17 protein-coding genes are annotated in these 21139 nt (G+C 71.1%); 10 read left to right on the top strand and 7 right to left on the bottom strand.

What is annotated here, in order from left to right:
* Positions 1-25: 25 nt before the first annotated feature.
* The 3 genes from ACQEU8_RS28210 to ACQEU8_RS28200 all read right to left on the bottom strand — a co-directional run bounded on the left by ACQEU8_RS28210 (position 26) and on the right by ACQEU8_RS28200 (position 2462).
* On the bottom strand, positions 26-673 hold the full coding sequence (locus ACQEU8_RS28210) for a LuxR C-terminal-related transcriptional regulator (RefSeq protein WP_433105949.1): 648 nt from the start codon (positions 671-673) through the stop codon (positions 26-28).
* 279 nt (positions 674-952) lie between these two features.
* Entirely contained in the window at positions 953-1828 is an 876-nt protein-coding gene (locus ACQEU8_RS28205) for a S1 family peptidase (RefSeq protein ID WP_433105947.1), read from the bottom strand.
* 232 nt (positions 1829-2060) lie between these two features.
* Complete coding sequence (locus ACQEU8_RS28200) at positions 2061-2462, bottom strand: hypothetical protein (protein ID WP_433105945.1); 402 nt, start codon at positions 2460-2462, stop codon at positions 2061-2063.
* Positions 2463-2776: 314 nt separating this feature from the next.
* On the opposite strand from ACQEU8_RS28200, the gene ACQEU8_RS28195 reads away from it, so the two are divergent.
* Entirely contained in the window at positions 2777-3583 is an 807-nt protein-coding gene (locus tag ACQEU8_RS28195; protein ID WP_433105943.1) for a putative protein N(5)-glutamine methyltransferase, read from the top strand.
* Positions 3584-3692: 109 nt separating this feature from the next.
* Here the strand turns inward: ACQEU8_RS28195 and ACQEU8_RS28190 are convergent, their stop codons facing one another.
* A complete protein-coding gene (locus ACQEU8_RS28190; RefSeq protein ID WP_433105941.1) occupies positions 3693-4598 on the bottom strand; it encodes a Gfo/Idh/MocA family protein in 906 nt (301 codons plus the stop codon).
* A gap of 196 nt (positions 4599-4794) precedes the next feature.
* Between ACQEU8_RS28190 and ACQEU8_RS28185 the strand changes: the two genes are divergently transcribed.
* From ACQEU8_RS28185 to ACQEU8_RS28175, 3 genes are read left to right on the top strand one after another with little or no spacing between them, the layout of a single operon-like run.
* Positions 4795-6261 carry an aldehyde dehydrogenase family protein gene (locus ACQEU8_RS28185; RefSeq protein ID WP_433105939.1) on the top strand — a complete coding sequence of 489 codons (1467 nt, stop codon included), beginning with the start codon at positions 4795-4797 and terminating at the stop codon, positions 6259-6261.
* A 19-nt stretch (positions 6262-6280) separates the two neighbouring features.
* Entirely contained in the window at positions 6281-7861 is a 1581-nt protein-coding gene (locus ACQEU8_RS28180; RefSeq protein WP_433105937.1) for a GMC family oxidoreductase, read from the top strand.
* The gene (locus tag ACQEU8_RS28175; protein WP_433105935.1) at positions 7861-9336 is read left to right on the top strand and encodes an APC family permease; all 1476 of its coding nucleotides are present in this window, start codon (positions 7861-7863) and stop codon (positions 9334-9336) included. Before ACQEU8_RS28180 ends, ACQEU8_RS28175 begins: the two co-directional genes overlap by 1 nt.
* A 73-nt stretch (positions 9337-9409) precedes the next feature.
* Here ACQEU8_RS28175 and ACQEU8_RS28170 read toward each other — a convergent pair whose 3' ends face one another.
* Positions 9410-11749 carry an MMPL family transporter gene (locus ACQEU8_RS28170; protein ID WP_433105933.1) on the bottom strand — a complete coding sequence of 780 codons (2340 nt, stop codon included), beginning with the start codon at positions 11747-11749 and terminating at the stop codon, positions 9410-9412.
* A gap of 475 nt (positions 11750-12224) precedes the next feature.
* Here ACQEU8_RS28170 and ACQEU8_RS28165 point away from each other — a divergent pair, with 475 nt between their 5' ends.
* Positions 12225-13463: a sensor histidine kinase gene (locus ACQEU8_RS28165; RefSeq protein WP_433108778.1), complete on the top strand. Its 1239-nt coding sequence runs from the start codon at positions 12225-12227 to the stop codon at positions 13461-13463.
* Positions 13464-13518: 55 nt separating this feature from the next.
* Here ACQEU8_RS28165 and ACQEU8_RS28160 read toward each other — a convergent pair whose 3' ends face one another.
* Positions 13519-15249 carry a regulator gene (locus ACQEU8_RS28160; RefSeq protein WP_433105931.1) on the bottom strand — a complete coding sequence of 577 codons (1731 nt, stop codon included), beginning with the start codon at positions 15247-15249 and terminating at the stop codon, positions 13519-13521.
* A 249-nt stretch (positions 15250-15498) separates the two neighbouring features.
* On the opposite strand from ACQEU8_RS28160, the gene lipB reads away from it, so the two are divergent.
* The 4 genes from lipB (at position 15499) to ACQEU8_RS28140 (ending at position 18677) form a co-directional block, all read left to right on the top strand.
* On the top strand, positions 15499-16344 hold the full coding sequence (lipB, locus tag ACQEU8_RS28155; RefSeq protein WP_433105929.1) for a lipoyl(octanoyl) transferase LipB: 846 nt from the start codon (positions 15499-15501) through the stop codon (positions 16342-16344).
* A 148-nt stretch (positions 16345-16492) separates the two neighbouring features.
* The gene (gene lipA / locus ACQEU8_RS28150; RefSeq protein WP_433105927.1) at positions 16493-17440 is read left to right on the top strand and encodes a lipoyl synthase; all 948 of its coding nucleotides are present in this window, start codon (positions 16493-16495) and stop codon (positions 17438-17440) included.
* Positions 17441-17633: 193 nt separating this feature from the next.
* Positions 17634-17822 (top strand): hypothetical protein, encoded by a 189-nt coding sequence (locus ACQEU8_RS28145; RefSeq protein ID WP_433105926.1) that lies wholly within the window; start codon positions 17634-17636, stop codon positions 17820-17822.
* Between the two features lie 165 nt (positions 17823-17987).
* Positions 17988-18677 (top strand): DUF4191 domain-containing protein, encoded by a 690-nt coding sequence (locus tag ACQEU8_RS28140; RefSeq protein WP_433105924.1) that lies wholly within the window; start codon positions 17988-17990, stop codon positions 18675-18677.
* Between the two features lie 95 nt (positions 18678-18772).
* On the opposite strand, the gene ACQEU8_RS28135 is transcribed toward ACQEU8_RS28140, so the two are convergent.
* A complete protein-coding gene (locus ACQEU8_RS28135) occupies positions 18773-19243 on the bottom strand; it encodes an RDD family protein (protein WP_433105922.1) in 471 nt (156 codons plus the stop codon).
* A 345-nt stretch (positions 19244-19588) separates the two neighbouring features.
* On the opposite strand from ACQEU8_RS28135, the gene glnA reads away from it, so the two are divergent.
* Positions 19589-21004, top strand: a complete 1416-nt coding sequence (gene glnA / locus ACQEU8_RS28130) for a type I glutamate--ammonia ligase (protein ID WP_433105920.1) — start codon at positions 19589-19591, stop codon at positions 21002-21004.
* Positions 21005-21139 lie beyond the last annotated feature (135 nt).

Raw genomic sequence — 21139 nt, 5'->3', positions numbered from 1 at the left:
ACGGGGAGGCACGGTAACGAAGCGGTCAGCCTCGGTCGAGGTAGGCGAGCACGGCGAGTACCCGTCTGTTGTCGTCGTCCGAGGGCGGCAGCCCCAGCTTTCCGAAGATGTTGGACGTGTGCTTGGCGACGGCCCGCTCCGTGACGAACAGCTGCGCCGCGATGGCCGCGTTCGACCTGCCCTGCGCCATCAGCTCCATGACCTCCTTCTCACGGGAGGTCAGATTGCCCATCGGCTCGTCCTGCGCCCGCCGCGTCAACAACTGCTGGATGACCTGCGGATCCATCGCCGTACCGCCCTCGGACACCCGGCGTACGGCGTCCACGAACTGGTCCGCGTCGAAGACCCGGTCCTTGAGCAGATAGCCCACCCCGCCGTTCCCGTCCGCCAGCAGCTCGCGCGCGTACAGCTGCTCGACATGCTGCGAGAGCACCAGCACCGGCAGGCCCGGCCGCTTGCGGCGGGCCTCCAGCGCGCACTGCAGCCCCTCGTCGGTGAACGAGGGCGGCAGCCGTACGTCCACCACGGCGACGTCCGGCTCCAGCTCCAGCAGCGAGCGGCTCAGCTCAGGACCGTTGTCGACCGCCGCGGCGATCTCGAAGTCGAACGCTTCCAGCATTCGTACGAGCCCGTCCCGGAGCAGAAAAAGATCCTCGGCGATCACGACACGCACGGAAAACTCCAAACTCACGGCGGGTTGGGCCGGATGGCGGCAGGACGCCATGAATCTACCGGCGATTCCTCCGGCCCGCGTCCTCCCGCAGGGCGGCTGCGACGGCATCGAGCCTGCCGAATAGAACGCGAGGGCGTCGTCATAGTCCGCCACCAGCTGCGTGACCAGGCCGATCCGGTTCATCCCGGGCGTCTTTTCCGAGCGTTGTGCCTGGGGGAGGGGGCTCCCGGGCCGGATGGGCGCGGGAGACTCCTCCCTTGATACGGCGAGTGCGGCAGGTCAGCCGATGAGGTCGCGTATCCAGTCGCGGTGCTCCGCGACGCTCGGGTAGATGTCGGGTGTCGTGCCGCAGTCACCCACGGACCGGCTGGTGACGCCGGACAGCTGCCAGCGGCCCTTCACCTTCGTCAGCGCCGGAGCGCCCGAGTCGCCTCCGCACGTACCGGCGTTGCCGTCCGGGTTGTCGGTGCAGAAGTCTCCCTCACGGATGCCCCAGGCGTCCCCGTCCGTCTCGTTGGAGATGCACTTGGGGGTGTCGGGGGCGAGCACCGGCAGATCGATCTCGCGGTGCTTGACCGGCAGCTGCGAGGGGTCGTTGCCCGTCGCCTTGGTGTAGCCCCAACCTGTCGCCTTGACGGTCTCCCCAGCGGCGGGGGTGCGGGACGCCAGCGGTGCCGGCTTCTTCGACACCTTGGAGGACAGCTTGAGCAGCGCGAGGTCGTCGGCGCTCCCGCGGTTCTCGTCGGTGTAGTCGTAGCCCGGGTGGACCACGATCTTCGCCACCTTGGCGACCTCGCCGCCCTGCGTACGGTCGAGGGAGCCGACCCGCACGTGGTACGCCTTCGGGTCGTTGGTGCCCGCCGTGGTGGTGACACAGTGCCCCGCCGTCAGCACCCAGTCGGCCTTGACGAGGGTGCCGCCGCAGGTGTGGCCGTTCGGGTCGTCGCCGCGCTGCTTCTGGAGGGAGACGACGAACGGGTACTTCTCGGTGGACTCCTCACCACCGATGATCTTCGCCTCGTATCCGGAGTCCCCGGACGTACCCGACCCCTGGGCCGCGTAGGCCACCGTGCCCGCCGTGGCGAGCCCCAGGGAGAGAGCCGATACGAACACCGCACGCGCGGCCTTGCCGGTGCCCCAGGCACTGCGGCGCACCAGGCGGTTTCCGAGGTTGTCCTGGCTGGTCTTGATGAGCGTGTCCTTTCTCTTCCGTCCCGGCGCCAGGGCAGGCGCCGGGTCCTTGCTCTCTCGGGCGGACGCCCCGCATGGCAAAGGGGGCTTGCCGGTGGGGGAGGGTGGCGCTGACCCGCACGTGGCGCACGGTCGCCTGCCGCGCCGTACACCTGCCGCCGTCGAGGAGCCGCCGCGCCTGAGCAGCCGCCGCTGCTCAGCCGTCGGCGACGATCTCCTCCAGCCGCCGCAGCGCGCTCGCGATCCGAGCCGGGTGGCCGCTGAAGTACGGGTCGTCGGGTACGGGGAGCGACGAGGCCGGCGCCCAGTCGCGGCCCCGCGCCCAGGTGGCGTCGTCCACCCCGAGCGCCGCGCGGAACGTGCCGCGCGCCTTGGGGACGTCGTGCACGGGCAGCGCGGCCCATTGCGGAAGCGGCGTCGCTGTCAGCCGGTGTGCCGGCTCCGCGTCGATGACCGGCGCCTCGTCCGGCCCAGCCCCGTCGGGTGGTCCCGCGTTGGCCTCTGCCTGCTCGGGCCTCACCTGCTCGGGCTCCACTTGGTCAGGCGGAGCCCCGCCGACGCCCTGTGCTGCGGCGTCGGTCACATCACCAGATGACACAAACATCTCCCCGTTACCTGCGACGCCTCCATCCCACCTTCTCAACTCCCGCTTGTCCACGGCTTTTTGCACCTCCCGCAGTGCCGGGCCGCGCGCCCTGCGCGGCACACCGGCCCTGTGCGCCCGGCCGCTGCCCGGGTTAAGGTGCGGCAACCGGCAACGGATGTTCGAGCGACGTGGTGACAGAGGAGGTGAGACGCATTTCCGCTTTGGCAGACAACGCGCTCTCGCCTCGCGGCGGGCGTCCCCGCACCAGCTAGCGGAGGCCCTCGCGGCGACGGGAGCGTTCCAGCACCTGGAAGGGCCTCCCAGCCATGCACCGCCCCACCCGCCACACCGACCCCGCCGACCTTGTCGCCCAGCTCCGCGCCGCGGGCTGCGTCTTCGCCGAGGACGAGGCGCGACTGCTGTACGAGACCGCCCGCAGCCCGGCCGAGCTGCGGGAGATGACCGCCCGCCGCGTCGCCGGGCACCCCCTCGAACACGTACTGGGCTGGGCGGAGTTCGCCGGTCTGCGGATCGCCGTCGACCCCGGCGTCTTCGTGCCCCGGCGCCGCACCGAGCTGCTGGTACGGGGCGCCGCCGAGTGCGCCCCCGCGCAGGGAACCCCCGTCCTCGTCGACCTGTGCTGCGGTACGGGCGCGATCGGCGCGGCGCTGCTGGCCGCGCTGGGCGGGCGCGGCGAACTGCACGCCGCGGACCTCGACCCCGCCGCCGTACGGTGCGCGCGGCGCAACCTCGCCGGGCCCGGCTCGTACGTCTACGAGGGCGATCTGTTCGCGGCGCTGCCGGACCGGTTGCGGGGCCGCGTCGACGTGCTGACGGCCAACGTCCCCTACGTACCCACCGCGGACATACCGCTCCTCCCGCCCGAGGCCCGTGACCACGAGCCGCGGCCGGCGCTGGACGGCGGTCCCGACGGCCTCTCCTTGCTGCGCCGGATCGCCGCGGACGCCGGGGACTGGCTCGCCCCGGGCGGAGCTCTGTTGACGGAGACCAGCTCCCGCCAGGCCGAGGGGGCGGCCGGCATCCTGTCCGGCGCCGGTCTGACGGTCACGGTCACCACCGACCCCGACCTCACCGCCACCACCATCACGGGCCGCCGCCCCACAGCCCCCTGAGCCTGTTCTGCCGCTCCCACTTTTCCCGCCGCGACGGCGATCAGCCCCCGCCGGGGATTCCGGCGGTGCCGAACGGCCTCAGACCAGGCGGGGGTGGAGGGCTGCCCCTTCACACGTCGCGGAGCTGCAGCTGCGCCTCGTGCAGCAGCAAGGTGACCGTCTCCGCGAACCGCGCCCCGCACAGGTGTTCCTCGCCGGTGCGGGCCGCCGTCAGCAGCGCGTCGACAGCGCGCCCGAACGAGTCGGCGGGAGCCTCGTCGCGGACGGGCAGCTCCGCGACACCCGGGCCGCCCCGCACCTCGGCCGTGACCCCCGCCGCGGCGGGGGTCACGGAGTGGGTCAGCGTGCAGCTGCTGGACGCCCCCGAAGTGTGCCGCAGTACGAGGTGCACGGTGTCACCGGTGCCGCCGCGTACTGCCGTCACCTCCGAGACGGGGCCGAGCAGCGGCAGCAGTACGGACAGCGCGTGCGGCCCCACATCCCACAGCGCGCCCTTCTCGCGCCGCCAGGGCGAGGCGGTGTACGGCGAGTCGGCGCCGCCGAAGACGGGGGAGAGCCAGTCCGCCCGCCCCACCTGCCAGCCGCCCCCCGGCCGCGCGGCGTCCCCGCGCTCCGCCTGCTCGCGCAGCCAGCCGCCGGTCGACTCGCAGAAGTGCAGCGTGAAGAACACGACACAGCCGACCCCCGCCCGCTCGACCGCCTCGGCGACACCGCGGGCACTCTCGGGCGTGGTGGCCACGGGCTTGTCGAGCAGCAGATGGCACCCGGCGTCCGCCGCACGGACGGCGAGCGGCGCCTGGATGTCCGGCGGCAGCGCGACGGCAACCGCGTCGCAGGCGTCGAAGAGCGCGTCCACATCGGCGTACGGCCGCGTCCCCAGCCGCTCGGCGAGCGCCCCCGTGGGCTCCGCGCGGCGCCCCCACACCCCGACCAGCTCCACGTCCTTGTGCGCGGCGAGCGCGGGCCCGTGGGTGCGCTCCGCCCAGGGACCCGTCCCCAGCAGTCCGAACTTCATACCGGGCAGCCTACGAGGTCCGGGGCGCGGCCCCCAGGGCTCCTGCGGCGGTGCGGTCCGGCCGCGGAGCAGGGGGATTGCCCCATCAGTGCTGATTATCCAGCCGCAGGCCCCCTCGTCCGGTGTGCCCCGTAGCCACTGGTGGTGCGCAGGCGCAATCTTGGCGCCGGTCAGGTGCGAGCGAGGGAGACGGGCGATGGCTCAGCTGTTCATCGACGGGGAGTGGCGGCAGGCCACCGCGGGCGGGCGGCGGGATGTGATCAACCCGTTCGACGCCTCCGTGATCACCACCGTCGATGAGGCGGACGAGACCGACGTCGATATGGCCGTACGCGCCGCCAAACGCGCCTTCGAGCGGGCCGACTGGTCCGGCGCGCCCACCCGGCAGCGCGCCGATGTCCTCTACCGCGTGCACCAGCTGCTGCTGCGCGACCAGGAGGAGATCGCCCGCACCGAGACCCTCGACACCGGCAAGACCCTGACCGAGGCCCGGATCGACATCGAGGACGTCGCCAACGCCTTCCGCTACTACGCGGAACTGGCCGGCAAGGACGGCGGCCGGGTGGTGGACGTCGGCCCCGACGTGCTCAGCCGCGTCGTCTACCACCCGATCGGGGTCTGCTCCCTCATCGCACCGTGGAACTATCCGCTGCTCCAGGCGTCCTGGAAGGTCGCCCCCGCGCTGGCCGCCGGCAACACCTTCGTACTCAAACCCAGCGAGACGACGCCGCTGTCCACCATCGCCATGATCCGCCTCATCGCGGAGGCCGGGGCGCCGCCCGGGGTCGCCAACCTGGTACTCGGCTCAGGTGCGACGGTCGGTGCGGCCATGACCAGCCACCCCGAGGTCGACATGGTCTCGTTCACCGGCGGGCTGGCGACCGGGCGGAAGATCATGGAGGGCGTCGCGCCCGGGGTGAAGAACCTCGCCCTGGAGCTGGGCGGCAAGAACCCCAACGTGGTCTTCGACGACGCGGACTTCACTGCCGCGCTCGACTACGCGCTGGACGCCGCCTTTCTCCACTCGGGGCAGGTCTGCTCGGCCGGTTCGCGGCTGCTGGTGCAGGAGGGCATCCACGACGAGTTCGTGGAAGCGCTGGGCGCCCGGGCCGCCGCCATCCGGATCGGCAACGGACTGGAGCCGATGACCGAGTCGGGCCCGCTCAGCTCGGCCGAGCACCGGGCGAAGGTGGAGGGCTATCTGGAGATCGCCCGCGAGGAGGGCGCCCGGCTGGTCACCGGCGGGCGCCGCCCGGACGACCCCGAACTCGCCAACGGATACTTCCTGCTGCCGACCGTCTACGCCGACTGCGACCGCTCCATGCGCATCGTCCAGGAGGAGATCTTCGGCCCGGTCGTCACCGTCGAGCGGTTCCGCACCGAGGACGAGGCGGTCGAACTGGCCAACGACACCCGCTACGGGCTGGCCGGCGGAGTGTGGACGAGTGACGCGGGCCGCGCCCACCGGGTGGCCAACCGGCTGCGGCACGGCACGATCTGGATCAACGACTTCCACCCGTACGTACCGCAGGCCGAGTGGGGCGGCTTCGGCCGCTCGGGCATCGGCCGCGAGCTGGGACCCACCGGGCTGCGCGAATACCAGGAGGCCAAGCACATCTACCAGAACCTCTCACCGGCCCCCTCCGGCTGGTTCAAGGGCTGAGCGGGCGAGTGAGGCGAGCATGAGCGGAACGGAAGACAACCCCGGCAACACCGAGCGCACCTACGACTACGTCATCGTCGGCGGCGGCACGGCCGGCTCCGTGCTGGCGGCCCGGCTGAGCGAGGACCCGGACTGCCGGGTGTGCGTCATCGAGGGCGGGCCCAGCGACGTCGGCGACGAGCGGGTGCTGCGGCTGCGCAACTGGATCAACCTGCTGGAGTCGGAGTACGACTACGGCTACACCACCACCGAACAGCCCCGCGGCAACTCGCACATCGTGCACTCCCGGGCCAGGGTGCTGGGCGGCTGCTCCTCGCACAACACACTCATCAGCTTCCTCCCCTTCCCCCAGGACCTCGACGAATGGGTGGGGATGGGCTGCGCGGGCTGGGACCCGGTGACCGTCCTGCCGTACCGCAAGCGGCTGCGCAACAACATCGTCCCCGTCGGCGAGGCGGACCGGAACCCCATCGCCCGCGACTTCGTGACCGCCGCCGCCGAGGCACTGCACGTGCCCGTCATCGAGGACTTCAACCGCCGCCCCTTCCCCGACGGCGTCGGCTTCTTCTCCCTCGCCTACGACCCGGCCACCGGCCAACGCTCCTCCGCCTCCGTCGCCTACCTCCACCCGGTCATGGACCGGCGGCGCAATCTGACGCTGAAGCTGGAGACCTGGGCGTATCAGCTGGTGCCCGACGCCACGGGGCGGCTCACCAGCGTCCGGGTGCGGTACGCCGACGGCTCCACCGGCACCCTGCGCGCCGAGCGCGAACTGCTGCTGTGCGCCGGGGCCGTGGACACCCCGCGGCTGCTGCTGCTCTCCGGTATCGGCCCCGCGGACGAGCTGCGGGCGCTCGGCATCGAGGTGAGAGCCGATCTGCCGGGCGTGGGCGAGAACCTGCTCGACCACCCCGAGTCGGTGATCGTCTGGGAGACCCACGAGCCGCTGCCGCCGAACTCCGCGATGGACTCCGACGCCGGGCTGTTCGTACGCCGCGACAGCAGTCAGCCGCGCCCCGACCTGATGTGGCACTTCTACCAGGTGCCGTTCACCGTCAACACCGAACGCCTCGGCTACCCCACACCCCCGCACGGTGTCTGTATGACGCCGAACGTGCCGCGTGCCCGCTCCACCGGGCGGCTGTGGCTGCGCAGCTCCGACCCGGCCACCCACCCGGCGCTGGACTTCCGCTACTTCACCGACCCCGACGGGCACGACGAGCGCACCATCGTCGACGGGCTGCGGCTGGCCCGCGAGGTGGCGAACACCGCGCCGCTGCGCGACTGGCTGAAGAGCGAGATCGCGCCGGGCTCGCGGGTGAGCACGGATGCCGAACTGTCGGAGTACGGGCGGCGCGTCGCGCACACCGTCTACCATCCGGCCGGCACCTGCCGGATGGGCGCCGCCGAGGATCCGATGGCCGTCGTCGACCCGCTGCTGCGGCTGCGCGGCCAGGAGGGGGTACGGGTGATCGACGCGTCGGTCTTCCCCACCATGCCGACCGTCAACCCCATGGTGACCGTGCTGCTGGTCGCCGAACGCGCCGCCGACCTGATCACCGGGCGCCCGGGACCGCAGCCCGAGGGAGGCGAGCGCTGATGGCGCAGCCACCGCAACCACAGCAGCCGGGCCGGCCCCGGGCGGCCGCGGCGGGCGACGACTTCGTGCCCGGCACGGAGTTCCGCAAGGAGATGGGGCCGTGGGCGAACTTCGCGCTCGGCTTCACCTACCTCTCGCCCGTGGTGAGCACCTACACCCTCTTCGGCTCCGCCCTCGCCGAGGGCGGCCCGCCGATGATCTGGGCGTTCCTGCTGGCGGGCTGCGGCCAGTTCCTGGTGGCGCTCGTCTTCGGCGAGGTCGTCGCCCAGTTCCCCATCGCGGGCGGCGTCTACCCGTGGGCCCGGCGGCTGTGGGGGATGCGGTGGGCGTGGATGACGGGCTGGGTCTACATGTGGGCGCTGCTGGTGACGATCACCAGTGTCGCGTACGGCGCCGGCCCTTACATCGCCATCCTGCTGGGCTTCGACTCGACCGTGCACACCACGGTGATCTGCACGGTCTGCCTCATCGTCGTCTCCGCGCTGATCAACTACGCCGGTACGAAGGCGCTTTCGCTCGCCGCCATCATCGGCTTCAGCGCGGAGCTGGTCGGCGCCCTGATCGTCGGCGTCTATCTGCTGGTCACCCACCGCGAACACGGCCTCGGCGTCATCTTCGACACCCACGGAACCCAGGGCGACGGCTCGTACGCCCCGGTCTTCCTGGCCGCCGCCATCATCGGTTTCTACCAGTACTACGGCTTCGAGGCCTGCGGTGACACCGCGGAGGAGGTCGCGCACCCGGGCCTGGTCATCCCCAAGGCGATGCGCCGCACCATCTACGTCGGCGGCGCCGCCGCCACCTTCACCTGCGGCTCGCTGCTGCTGTCCGTCACCGACTACGGCGCGGTGATCTCGGGCAAGGACACCGACCCGGTCGTCAACGTCCTCTTCGACGCGATGGGCGAGGTCGGGGCGCGGCTGGTGATGGCCGTCGTCCTCATCTCCTTCCTCTCCTGCACCATCAGCCTCCAGGCCGCCGCGGGCCGCCTCATCTACTCCTACGCCCGCGACCGGATGGTCGTCGGTCACAAGCTGCTGCGCCGCTTCTCGCACAAGCGGGCCGTGCCCGAAGTGGCGCTGCTGGTGGCCGCCGTCATCCCCGGCCTGATCGCGTTCGGTTCACTGGTCTCCGAGGACGCCCTCACCAAGATCGTGTCGTTCGCCATCCTCGGCATCTACGGCTCGTTCCAGATGGTCGTCCTCGCGGCACTGCGGGCCCGGCTGAAGGGCTGGCGCGCCACCGGCGAGTTCAAGCTCGGCCGCTGGGGACTGCTCGTCAACAGCACGGCCCTGGCCTACGGCATCTTCGCCATCATCAACATCTGCTGGGCCCGCACCCCCGAGGAACCCTGGTACTCCAACTACATCGTGCTGCTCTGCGGCGGCGTCATCGTGGTCACCGGCCTGCTGTACATGTTCACCACCCACCACTACGGCCGCGGCGACGCCCCCTCAGGCGATGCGATTCCGTAACGCGCTGAGGGGGCGCGGTGATGGGGGCGGTTGTGGGCATCCAGGTTGGGCCCGCCCAGGGACGCCGTCCTGGTTACCGAACGTGCTCCGGGGGCCGGTCCCCCAGCTGAGGCGGCTGCCCGTAAGGCCCGGCGCCCCAAGCGTCCAGCGGCGTCGCCCCCTCGGGCGCGTGCGAGGCGGCAACCGGAACCGCGGCCTCACCATGCTCCATCCGCGGCAACCAGCGAAGCCACCGCGGCAGATACCAGTTCCGCTCGCCCAGCAGCATCATCACCGCGGGCAGCAGCACCATCCGCACCACTGTGGCGTCCAGCAGGACGGCCACCGCGAGGCCGACCCCCATCTGCTTCATGTCCTGCATCGACAGCGTCGCGAAGACCGAGAAGACGGCGACCATGATGAGCGCCGCACCCGTCACGGCCGAGGCCGTCGCCCTGATGCCGTCGCGGATGGCCTCCCGGGTGCTCATTCCCCGGTCCTTCGCCTCCCGGATCCGGGAGACCACGAAGACGTGGTAGTCCATCGACAGTCCGAACAGCACGACCAGGACGAACAGCGGCATCCACGACTCGATGGCGCCGACCGCCTCGGTGCCGAACAGCGAGGCACCCCAGCCGTGCTGGAAGACCGCCGTCATCACCCCGTACGCCGCGCCGACCGACAGCAGGTTGAGGACGATCGAGGCGAGCGCGATGGGCACCGAACGGAAGCAGACGAGCATCAGCAGGAAGGTGACGACGGTGATGAAGACGAATACCGGCACGATGCCGTCCTTGAGCTGGTCGTTGAAGTCCTTCGACCCGGCGAGCTCCCCGGTGACGTAGACCTGCCCGTCGGCGGCGGCCGGTCCCAGCGTGTCGGGGACAACCGTGTGGCGCAGCGTCTCCAGCGCGGCGAGCGAGGTGTCGTCGGTGCCGTTGCCCGCCAGCGGTACGTCGATGACCGCGACGTTCTCCCCGGCGTGTACGGCGGTCTCGACACCCCGGCCGAAGTGGTCGGTGTCCTCGCCGACCGTCTTCTTGAAGTCCGCGAGCGCCGCACGGGTCTCCGGCGAGCGGACGTCGTCGGCCTTGAGGACGATCCGGGCCGGTGCCGGGCCGCCGGGGAAGGTCTCGGTGATCTTCTCGGCGTTGACCCGCAGTTCGGCGCCCTTGGGCATCTGCTTGTCCAGCGCGAGCTGTTCGGTCTTCATCCCGAGCGCGGGTGCGGCCAGTACGAGCATCGCCGCGGCGGCCAGCACGGCGAACAGCCCCGGGGCCGCCAGCACCGGGCGCAGCAGCGCCGCTGAGATCCGGCCCGCGGGCTTGCGCCGCCCGGCGGCGCGGTCCCGCTTGCGGCCGCCCAAGAAGGGAACCTTGCCCTTGTCGACGCGGTCGCCCAGCCAGGACAGCAGCGCGGGCAGGATCGTCACCGAGCCGAGCATCGCGATGAAGACGACCAGGATCGTGGCGACGGCGAAGCCCTTGAACAGCAGCAGCCCCGACAGGAACATGCCCGCCATCGCCACCATCACCGTCACACCCGACACCAGTACCGCCCTGCCGCTGGTGGCCGCGGCGATCCGCAGCGCGGTCTCCGCGTCCCGCCCCGCGGCCCGCTCGTCCCGCTCCCGTCGCAGATAGAACAGGCAGTAGTCGACGCCGACGGCGAGCCCCATCAGCAGCATCACCGAGTTGGTCGTCTCGTCGATGTGCAGCCGGCTGGAGACCAGGGCGAGGATGCCGTTCGCGGCGATGAACGCGGTGATTGCGAGCGCCACCGGCAGCAGCGCGGCCACCAGCGCCCCGAACGCCACCAGCAGGATGCCCAGCGCCAGCGGAACGGCCGTCCACTCGGCCTTGGCGAAGTCCTCGCCGAGGATCTTGTTCAGCCACTTCTGGGCGCTGGCGTCGCCGTACTGGTGGATCTCGATGCCGTCACCGCTGTGCGCCTCGCGGACCTTGCCGACCGCGTCGATGACCTCGTCGATCGGCTTCTCGTCCGTCGAGTCGGGATCGCCCCGCATCTCGAAGCCGATCAGGCCAGCCTTGCCGTCGCGGGAGGGGAGCGGTTCGCGGACGTTCTCGACCCGGCCGGTGTCCTTGACGGCCCGGGTGACCTCGTCGGCGGTCGCCCGCCAGCCGCCCTTGCCGGTGCTGGAGACCATCACCGACTCGGCCGGCGGCTCGTCGATCCCGGCGTCCTCCAGGATGGTGGTCGCCCGCGCCGAGTCCCGTACGGACTGTTCGCTGTCGGTGGGCTCCGTCAGTCCGGCCATCCCGCCGAGCGCCGCGGCGAGTACGACGAAGAGCAGCCAGCCGAAGACCGCCGTCTTGCGGTGCCGGGTGCTCCAGCCGCCGAGCCGCGCGGCAAGCCCCGGGCGGGGCGTCCGGGCGGACGTTCCAGGGCGGGTGGGTGTGGGTGGTCTGTGCATCGGGCTCTCCCCGTTTCCGTCGGTTGGCCTGGCCTTGCCGGGCAGCAACGACGCTAGAAACAGCGGGACGGCGGTCACAGCCGCCGAGCACCCGTAGCGCGGAGACGCGAACACCCGTGCCGGAGAAGCGCAGCACCCCTGGCGGAGAAGCAAAAGGAGAGCCGGAAGGTGGTGCTAGGTCCACCTACGGGACGGTAGCCCGGACCAGTGCGCTCGCCCCGGCACAGGGCGCAGACTGGCACCGTGCCCGACGAACGGCACGGCCACGGCACCCGGACCGCGGGGCCGGAGGACGACGAAGCTGGGGGCGAGTGGTGACCGAGGACGAGCGGTGAGCGGGAGCAAGGTGACGGGGACCAAGGAGCCCGGGGCCAGGGAGTCCTGGACCAAGGAGGCGGCGACGGGACGCAGGGACGGCACCGAGCGGCCGGAGCCGGCCCGGTGGCGTCCGGCTGCGGGCGGCGCCGGGGCCGCGCTGCTGGCGGCCGGCCGCGGCCTCGTGCTGTCGGTCCTCTCCCTCGGCTTCTCGCTGACCCTGTTCCTGATGACGCTGCTCTCGCTGGTGTTCCTGCCGCTGGGCGTCGGCGTCTTCACCACCCCATGGGTGCTGCACGTCGTCAGGATGCACGCCGACCGGCGCCGCGCGCTGGCCGGCGAGTGGGCGGGCCTGCACATCCGCACCCCCTACCGGCCGCTGCCGCCGGGCCCGTACGGCGTGACGGGGTACGTCGAGCGCTGCGTGCTGCTGCTCAAGGACCCGGCCACCTGGCGGGACTTCATATGGCTGATCACCGACGCCGTGTTCGGCTACGTCCTCGCACTGCTGCCGCCCGCACTGATCGGCTACGGCGTGGAGGGCTGGGTGATGTTCGCGGGCGTATGGCACGCCGTCGCGGGGGACTACTGGTACGGCTTCATCCACGTCGAGACCTTCAGCGACGCGGTGCAGTGCGCGGCCCTCGGCAGCTTCGTACTGCTCCTCGCCCGCTACGCCAACCCGTATCTGCTCACGGCCCACTTCCAGCTGGCCCGCGGACTGCTGGCCCCCACCAGGGGCGCCCTCCTCGCCCGGCGGGTGGAGCAGTTGTACGAGACGCGGCACGACGCCGTGGACACCTCGGCCGCGGAGCTGCGGCGGATCGAGCGCGATCTGCACGATGGTGCGCAGGCGCGGCTGGTCGCCATGGGGATGAGCCTCGGCACCATCGAAGCCCTCGTCGAACAGGACCCCGCCAAGGCCAAGCAACTCATCGCGCAGGCCAGGGAGTCCTCAGCGGAGGCGCTGACGGAGCTGCGCGACCTGGTGCGCGGCATCCATCCGCCGGTGCTCGCCGAACGCGGCCTGGGCGACGCGGCTCAGGCCCTCGCACTGCGGATGCAGCTGCCCGTCGAGGTCGACATCGAACTGCCCGGCCGGTTCGCCGAACCGGTCGAGTCGGCTGCCTACTTCGCGGTCAGCGAGGTCCTCACCAACGCGGTCAAACACGCCGGATCCGAGCACATCTGGCTGGACATCCACTACTCCTACGACGCGGGCGGCATGCTCCGGATATCCGTCACCGACGACGGGCAGGGCGGCGCCGACATCTCGAAGGGCTCTGGCATAGCCGGTATCGAGCGCCGGCTGGGCACCTTCGACGGCATCCTGGCCATCAGCAGCCCACCGGGCGGCCCCACCATGGTCACCATGGAGATCCCCTGCCGCCCCATCTGAGGCGCGCCCGACCACAGTGCAGGGGGAGGGGACGCGCCCCCTCCCCAGAACACCCTCACACCAGCGCCGAGACCTTCTCCCGGTACTGCCGAACGGCCGCCGCGTCCCGATACGGCTCCAACCTCCGCTCGAAATCCCGTACGTACTCATGAGCACGTACGGACCGCATCTCCGCCGCCTGGTGCGCCGCCTCGGCGCCCAGCGCGCACGCCTGCTCGATCTCGCCCAGCCCCAGCCGGGCCGTGGCCAGCACCACCCGGCAGAACAGCCGGCTGCGCGCGAACCCGGCACTGCGCAGCTGGAGCGAGCGCTCGGCGTGCTGCGCGGCGGCGCGGTACTGCTGGAGGTCGCGATGGCAGTGCCCGAACTCGTCGGCCAGCTGCGCCTCGTCGAAGAACCGCGCCCAGGCGGGTACGTCCTCGCTGGGCCGGGCGGCCTCCAGCGCCCGCTCGGCGCGGGCCAGCGACGCGGTGCAGGCGCGCACCTCGCCCAGCACCCCGTGCCCGCGTGCCTCCGCCGCGTGCAGCAGCGCCTGGACCACCGGCGGCACGGAGGTGCCGACGCCCTGCTGCGCGACCCGCGCCAGCTGCACCGCCTCCCGCCCGTGCCCCAGATAGACGGCCTGCCTGCTCATCGTGACCAGCACATAGGCGCCGAAAGCGCGATCGCCCGCGGCCTGGGTCAGCCGCAGCGCCTGGACGAAGTAGCGCTGCGCCAGTCCGTGCGCTGCGATGTCGTACGAGGTCCAGCCCGCCAGCCGGGTCAGATCGGCCGCGGCGGCGAACAGCCGCCTGCCCAACTGCTCTCCGTAGACACCGCGCAGCATCGGCTCGGCCTCGTGTTCCAGATACCGCACCAGGGCCTGCCGCGCGTGCCCGCCGCCGTAGGCGTGGTCGAGGGCGCGGAACAGCTCGCACACCGAACGCAGCGCCGCCACATCGCCCCCGGAGACCCGCTGGCCTGGCCCGCGCTCCACCCGGTCCAGCCGTGCGGCGGCCGGCGACGGGGGCCGGGTCGGCACGCCAGCGCCGCCGACCCGGGACTGCGGCGGGACGCGCAGCCCGCCGCCGTGCCCCGCGCCCGCGCCGCCCGGGCCGCCGGCGGCGGGCCCGTGCCCGGGGCCGGGGCCATGGTTCGGCCCGTGTCCCGTTCCGAGGCCGTGCCCACGGGCCGCGCCCACTCCGGCACCGGGGCCGGCAGCGGACTGTCCCGGTCCCGGTCCTGAGCCTGCCGGTCCTCCGGCGGAGCCCGGGCCGCCGGGGCCCGCGGGGCTGCCCGAGCCGTCCGGTTCCGGGCCGCGTGCCACGCGTTCGTCGGCCCGTCCGATCAGCCAGTCCCGGCTGGGCACCACGAGCCCCGCCGGGGTGAACGCGATCTTCCGCAGCTCCGCGTGGCTGCCGGAGTCCTTGCGCCACAAGCCACTGACGATGTCCACCGCCTCGGCGGGCGTCGCCGCGAACTCCAGCCCCGCGTACACCGGCGCGCAGGCGTCGAGGCCGAGATCCTGCGCCGTCAGCCGCCGCCCCAGGCGCCGGGTGAAGACCTCGGCGATCAGTGCGGGGGTGGTGCCCCTGGGCTGCTGGCCGCGCAGCCACCGGGTCACCGACGTCTTGTCGTAGCGCAGGTCAAGACCGTGTTCGAGGCCGAGCTGGTCCACGCGCCTGGCCAGGCCCGCGTTGGAGAAGCCCGCCTCGGCGATCAGGGCGGCGAGCTGGCGGTTGGGGATGCGCTGCTGGGATGGCTGGGCCGCGTCGTTCACGGACTCCCCAGGTCGTTCCATCGTCATCAGGTCTACGGTCTCCTGCCCTCACGGCTTGTGTCAGACGCCGGGGCGCCCTGCTGGAACGGCGCGAATGTAACGGGCCCTCGTACAACGTTCGCGTCCTTCGTCGCGTATTCATCCGTACGTGTGAGGGGGCAGCCACCTGCGGGGACGGACCGCGACGGCCGTACAGTGGCTGAGGGCGCGGAGCGCGGAGCGGCCCGCCACCTGGTGTGCCGGCGTGCGGACGCGGGCTTACGAAGGAGAGAAGGCATGGGAGAACCCCGGCTGGAGGGTCCGGCGGACGGTCCGGTGGACGGCGAACTTCGCTTCGTCCACCTGGGATTCGGCGACAACGCCGTCGACTACCTGGACGCCTGGCAGGAGCAGAAGCGGGTGCACGCGGCCCGCTTCGCCGACGAGATCCCCGACACCTGTCTGCTGCTGGAGCACCCACCGGTCTACACGGCCGGGCGGCGTACCGAGGACAGCGAGCGCCCGCTCGACGGCACTCCCGTGGTGGACGTCGACCGCGGCGGCAAGATCACCTGGCACGGCCCTGGCCAGCTCGTCGGCTATCCGATCCTGAAGCTGCCGCGCCCCGTCGACGTCGTCGCGCACGTCCGACGCCTCGAGGAGGCCATGATCCGCGCCTGCGCCGATCTCGGCCTGGAGACGACGCGGGTCGAGGGCCGCAGCGGCGTATGGGTGCTGGGCGACACCGTCGAGAAGCCTGCCGGCAAGCACTCCGCGGGCGACGGGGCGTCCGGCCTGGCGCTGGACTTCGACCCGCGGCTGAACCAGGAGGACTACGACCCGCGCCTGATGGGCCCGGAGTACGCGCCCTCCAACGCGGGCCAGCGCGGTGAGGACCGGAAACTGGCGCAGATCGGTATCCGCGTCGCCAAGGGCGTGACCATGCACGGCTTCGCACTGAACTGCAACCCGGACACGACCGGTTTCGACCGGATCGTCCCCTGCGGTATCCGCGACGCGGGCGTCACCTCGCTCTCGCAGGAGCTGGGCAGGAATGTTCCGGTCTCCGAGGTGCTTCCTCTGATGGAGAAGCACCTGCGCGAGGTGCTGGAGTCCTCGACCCCGCTGCCCCGCGCGGTCTGAGTCCCGGTCCCGCCGCGGCCGAACAGGTCGCGGTCCCGCCGTGGGCTGACCAGGGCGCTTTTCCTGGGCTCCGGCCCGTACGAAAGCCGTAAACCGCAGGCGTAGGCTGATACCCGCCGCTGAATCGAAAGTACGTAGGGAGCCGGACGTGTCCGCTGTCGCACCCGACGGTCGCAAGATGCTCCGCCTGGAGGTCCGCAACAGCCAGACCCCCATCGAGCGCAAGCCCGAGTGGATCAAGACCCGGGCGAAAATGGGCCCCGAGTACAACGCCCTCCAGAACCTGGTCAAGAGCGAGGGGTTGCACACGGTCTGCCAGGAGGCGGGCTGTCCCAACATCTTCGAATGCTGGGAGGACCGCGAGGCGACCTTCCTGATCGGCGGCGAGCAGTGCACCCGCCGCTGCGACTTCTGCCAGATCGACACCGGCAAGCCCGCCGAGCTCGACCGCGACGAGCCCCGCCGCGTCGCCGAGTCGGTGCGCACGATGGAGCTCCGCTACGCGACGATCACCGGCGTGGCCCGCGACGACCTCGAGGACGGCGGCGCCTGGCTCTACGCCGAGACCGTGCGCCAGATCCACGGTCTGATGCCGGACACCGGCGTCGAGCTGCTGATCCCCGACTTCAACGCCGAACCCGACCAGCTCGCGGAGGTCTTCTCCTCCCGTCCCGAGGTGCTGGCGCACAACGTCGAGACGGTGCCCCGCATCTTCAAGCGCATCCGGCCCGGCTTCCGCTACGAGCGCTCGCTGGAGGTGCTCACCCGCGCCCGCGAGGCCGGGCTGGTCGTCAAGTCCAACCTCATCCTGGGCCTGGGCGAGACCCGCGAGGAGGTCAGCGAGGCCCTGCGCGACCTGCACGAGGCCGGCACCGAGCTGATCACCATCACCCAGTATCTGCGGCCCACCCCGCGGCACCACCCGGTCGAGCGCTGGGTGAAGCCGCAGGAGTTCGTCGAGCTGAAGCAGGAGGCCGACGAGATCGGCTACGCGGGCGTCATGTCAGGACCGCTCGTCCGCTCCTCGTACCGGGCCGGCCGCCTCTACCAGCAGGCCGTCGAGGCCCGCCGTACGGGCACGACGTCCGCCGCCTGACGCGTACGGGCGGGGCTGTGCGGCGAGGCGGAGAGTGAGCTTCGCCGCACAGGCTTTCGTGGACTTTGACCCTCCGGTCATCGCCTGGTAACACCAATGCGTAACGCTGAAACCACATACCGCGCATGTGCGGCCCGGTCGGCTGTGCGACAGAGCGCCCGGTTCAGACGGATGACTGACGGAGGGGACGACAGTGCGAACCACCCTGTGGGCACTGGAAGGTCTGGAACACCTTTTCTTCGGCAACGGGCAGCGGGTCGCCCGGCGTAACGCGTGGTCGGCGGTCCTGGAGGACCGCCGCCGCGCCCGTGCCCGGCACGAGGCGGAAACCGTACTGAACGCCGCCTCGGACCACCGCACCCTTCTGACCTCCCGCGGCTGACCCCACCCACCCAGCGAGGGCGACCGCCGCACCTGTGACCGCGCGGCGGTCGGTTCGCCCTCGGGGTGATCGGCTCGCTGTCCCACGTGCTGCTGTCTTCCGGGGCAACCCCCGTACCCCCAGCCGCGCAGCGGTCCGCCCGCTGTCCCACGTAAACTTCACCGCATGGCGAGGAAGGACAACACCGAGAACCCTGGGCGGCTCAAGCAGATCGCTCAGACGTACAAGATGACCCGGCGCGTGGACCGGAAGATCGGTTGGATCCTGGCCGGCGTGGGGCTTGTCACCTTCGGTGTACTCCTCGCGGTCGGCTTTCTGATCGACCACCCGGTCTACGCGGGGATCGTGGGCGTGCTCCTGGCCCTGCTGGCCTGCGCGATCGTCTTCGGGCGGCGTGCCGAGCGGGCCGCGTTCGGGCAGATGGAGGGACAGCCGGGAGCAGCGGCCGCCGTGCTGGAGAACATCGGACGGGGCTGGCAGGTCACCCCGGCCGTGGCGATGAACCGCAGCCAGGACGTCGTCCACCGCGCGGTCGGCAAGGCGGGCATCGTGCTCGTCGGTGAGGGCAACCCGAACCGACTGCGCGGTCTGCTGGCGTCCGAGAAGAAGAAGATGAACCGGGTCGTCGGCGACGTACCGGTGCACACCCTGGTCGTCGGCAACGACGAGGGCCAGGTCGAGCTGCAGAAGCTCCGCGTCAGGATCATGAAGCTGCCGCGACAGCTCCAGGGCGCCGAGGTCACCCAGATCAACGACCGGCTCCGGGCGCTCGGCGATCTCATGAGCAACATGCCGATCCCGAAGGGCCCGATGCCCAAGGGCATGAAGCTCCCCAAGGGCCCGCAGGGCCGCTGACCCCGCACCTGGTCGCGTAGCGGTGAATCGAAAAGCAGGGTGGGCTCCCTCTCGGGGAGTCCCACCCTGCTTGCCGTCTCACGGCTTCGCTTCGCTCAGATCCGTACTTGGACCGAGCCCGAGAACCGGTCGTGCAGTCCGCGGTTGTCGCGGTCCCAGATGAGCGCGGGGATGGCGAGGCCGACCAGCACCGTACGGACCGCGGCACGCCACACCGGCAGCTTCTCCAGCCCGTCCAGGGAGACCACGCGCAGCCCCAGCAGCCGCTTGCCCGGTGTCGAGCCCACCGTTCCGACGGTCAGGAGGCTCATGACGAGGAAGACGACCAGCGCCCAGTTGTTGGTGGCCTCCAGACGGCGTCCCGCCAGCAGTCCGAAGGCGATCACGGCCGAGAGCGTCCAGTCGATGAAGAGTGCGCCGATCCGGCGCCCGACCGGAGCGATGGCTCCGGGGCCCTCCTCGGGGAGACCGAGCCGCTTGCCGCGGTAGCCGAAGTCGGCTCCCATCTCCTCCGCCGCGGCGCGCGGTCCCGACAGCCACGACCCGATTGCGTCCCTGTTGTCCACCCGCCAACGGTATCGCGCCGGTTTCGCGGCGGATCGACCCCCGTAGGGCCGTACGGCCGGATCGGCTCGTACGCCGTACACCAGGCGCTGTACGCCGTATACACGGCGTAGCCCTCGCGGCTCCGGTTAAACGCCGGGCAAGAAGGTCGCAAACCGACCGTAACAGTCGCACTCCGTACGGTTATCCGCTGCCCGTCCGGCCTGGTGGTTAACATCGGCGAAACAGATGGGTCATGCTGGAGAAATGGCCCCTGCCTAAGGTCGGCCACCAGGCGTGCGGCGCCCCTGTGCCCGCAGCCGGAGCCGGAGCAAGCCCGTCCCGACGCGGCGGGACTAGGAGGATGGATGTTCCAGAACGCCGACGAGGCCAAGAAGTACATCGCGGACAACGACGTCAAATACATCGACGTCCGGTTCTGCGACCTGCCCGGCGTCATGCAGCACTTCGCCGTTCCGGCGGAGTCCTTCGACCCGGCCGAGAGCCTGATGTTCGACGGCTCCTCGATCCGCGGCTTCCAGGCCATCCACGAGTCCGACATGGCCCTGGTCCCGGACCTGTCGACCGCGCGTGTGGACCCGTTCCGCTCCGAGAAGCACCTCAACATCAACTTCTTCATCCACGACCCGATCACCGGCGAGCAGTACAGCCGTGACCCGCGGAACGTGGCCAAGAAGGCCGAGGCGTACCTCGCCTCCTCCGGCATCGCCGACACCGCGTTCTTCGGCCCGGAGGCGGAGTTCTACGTCTTCGACGACGTCCGCTTCGAGACCAAGGCGAACGCCGGCTACTACCACATCGACTCCGAGGCGGGCGCCTGGAACACCGGCGCCATCGAGGTCGGCGGCAACCGCGGCTACAAGGTCCGCTACAAGGGCGGCTACTTCCCGGCCCCGCCGGTCGACCACTTCGCCGACCTGCGCGCCGAGATCTCCTCCGAGCTGATGCGCGCCGGCCTCAAGGTCGAGCGCCAGCACCACGAGGTGGGCACCGCGGGCCAGGCGGAGATCAACTACAAGTTCAACACGCTGCTGGCCGCGGCCGACGACCTGATGCTGTTCAAGTACATCGTCAAGAACACGGCCTGGCGCAACGGCAAGACCGCCACCTTCATGCCCAAGCCGATCTTCGGTGACAACGGCTCCGGCATGCACGTCCACCAGTCCCTGTGGACGGGCGGCGAGCCCCTCTTCTACGACGAGCAGGGCTACGCGGGCCTCTCGGACACCGCCCGCTACTACATCGGCGGCATCCTGCGCCACGCCCCGTCGCTGCTGGCCTTCACCAACCCGACGGTGAACTCCTACCACCGCCTGGTGCCCGGCTTCGAGGCCCCGGTGAACCTGGTCTACTCGCAGCGCAACCGCTCCGCCGCGATGCGGATCCCGATCACCGGCTCCAACCCGAAGGCCAAGCGCGTCGAGTTCCGCGCCCCGGACCCCTCGTCCAACCCCTACCTGGCCTTCTCCGCCCTCCTCCTCGCGGGCCTGGACGGCATCAAGAACAAGATCGAGCCCGCCGAGCCGATCGACAAGGACCTCTACGAGCTCGCCCCCGAAGAGCACGCCGACGTCCCCCAGGTCCCCACCTCCCTCCCGGCCGTCCTGGAAGCCCTCGAGGCCGACAACGAGTACCTCCAGGCCGGCGGCGTCTTCACCGCCGACCTGATCGAGACCTGGATCGACTACAAGCGCACCAACGAAATCGCCCCCATGCAGCTCCGCCCCCACCCGCACGAGTTCGAGCTGTACTTCGACATCTAAACCGCGGGTTCGGGCTGCCTGTGAGGGAGTCTGAAGCGTTGACGGTGTGTCAGTAGTTTGCTGAGGGCCGCTACCCATGTTGGGTGGCGGCCCTCGTGTGTTGGCGGTCCTTGAGAGGTGGTGCTTTGCCGCAGT

This window comes from Streptomyces sp. CA-250714, assembly GCF_050936705.1.
Classification (GTDB): domain Bacteria; phylum Actinomycetota; class Actinomycetes; order Streptomycetales; family Streptomycetaceae; genus Streptomyces.
This window is presented reverse-complemented; position numbering and strand designations above follow the sequence as displayed.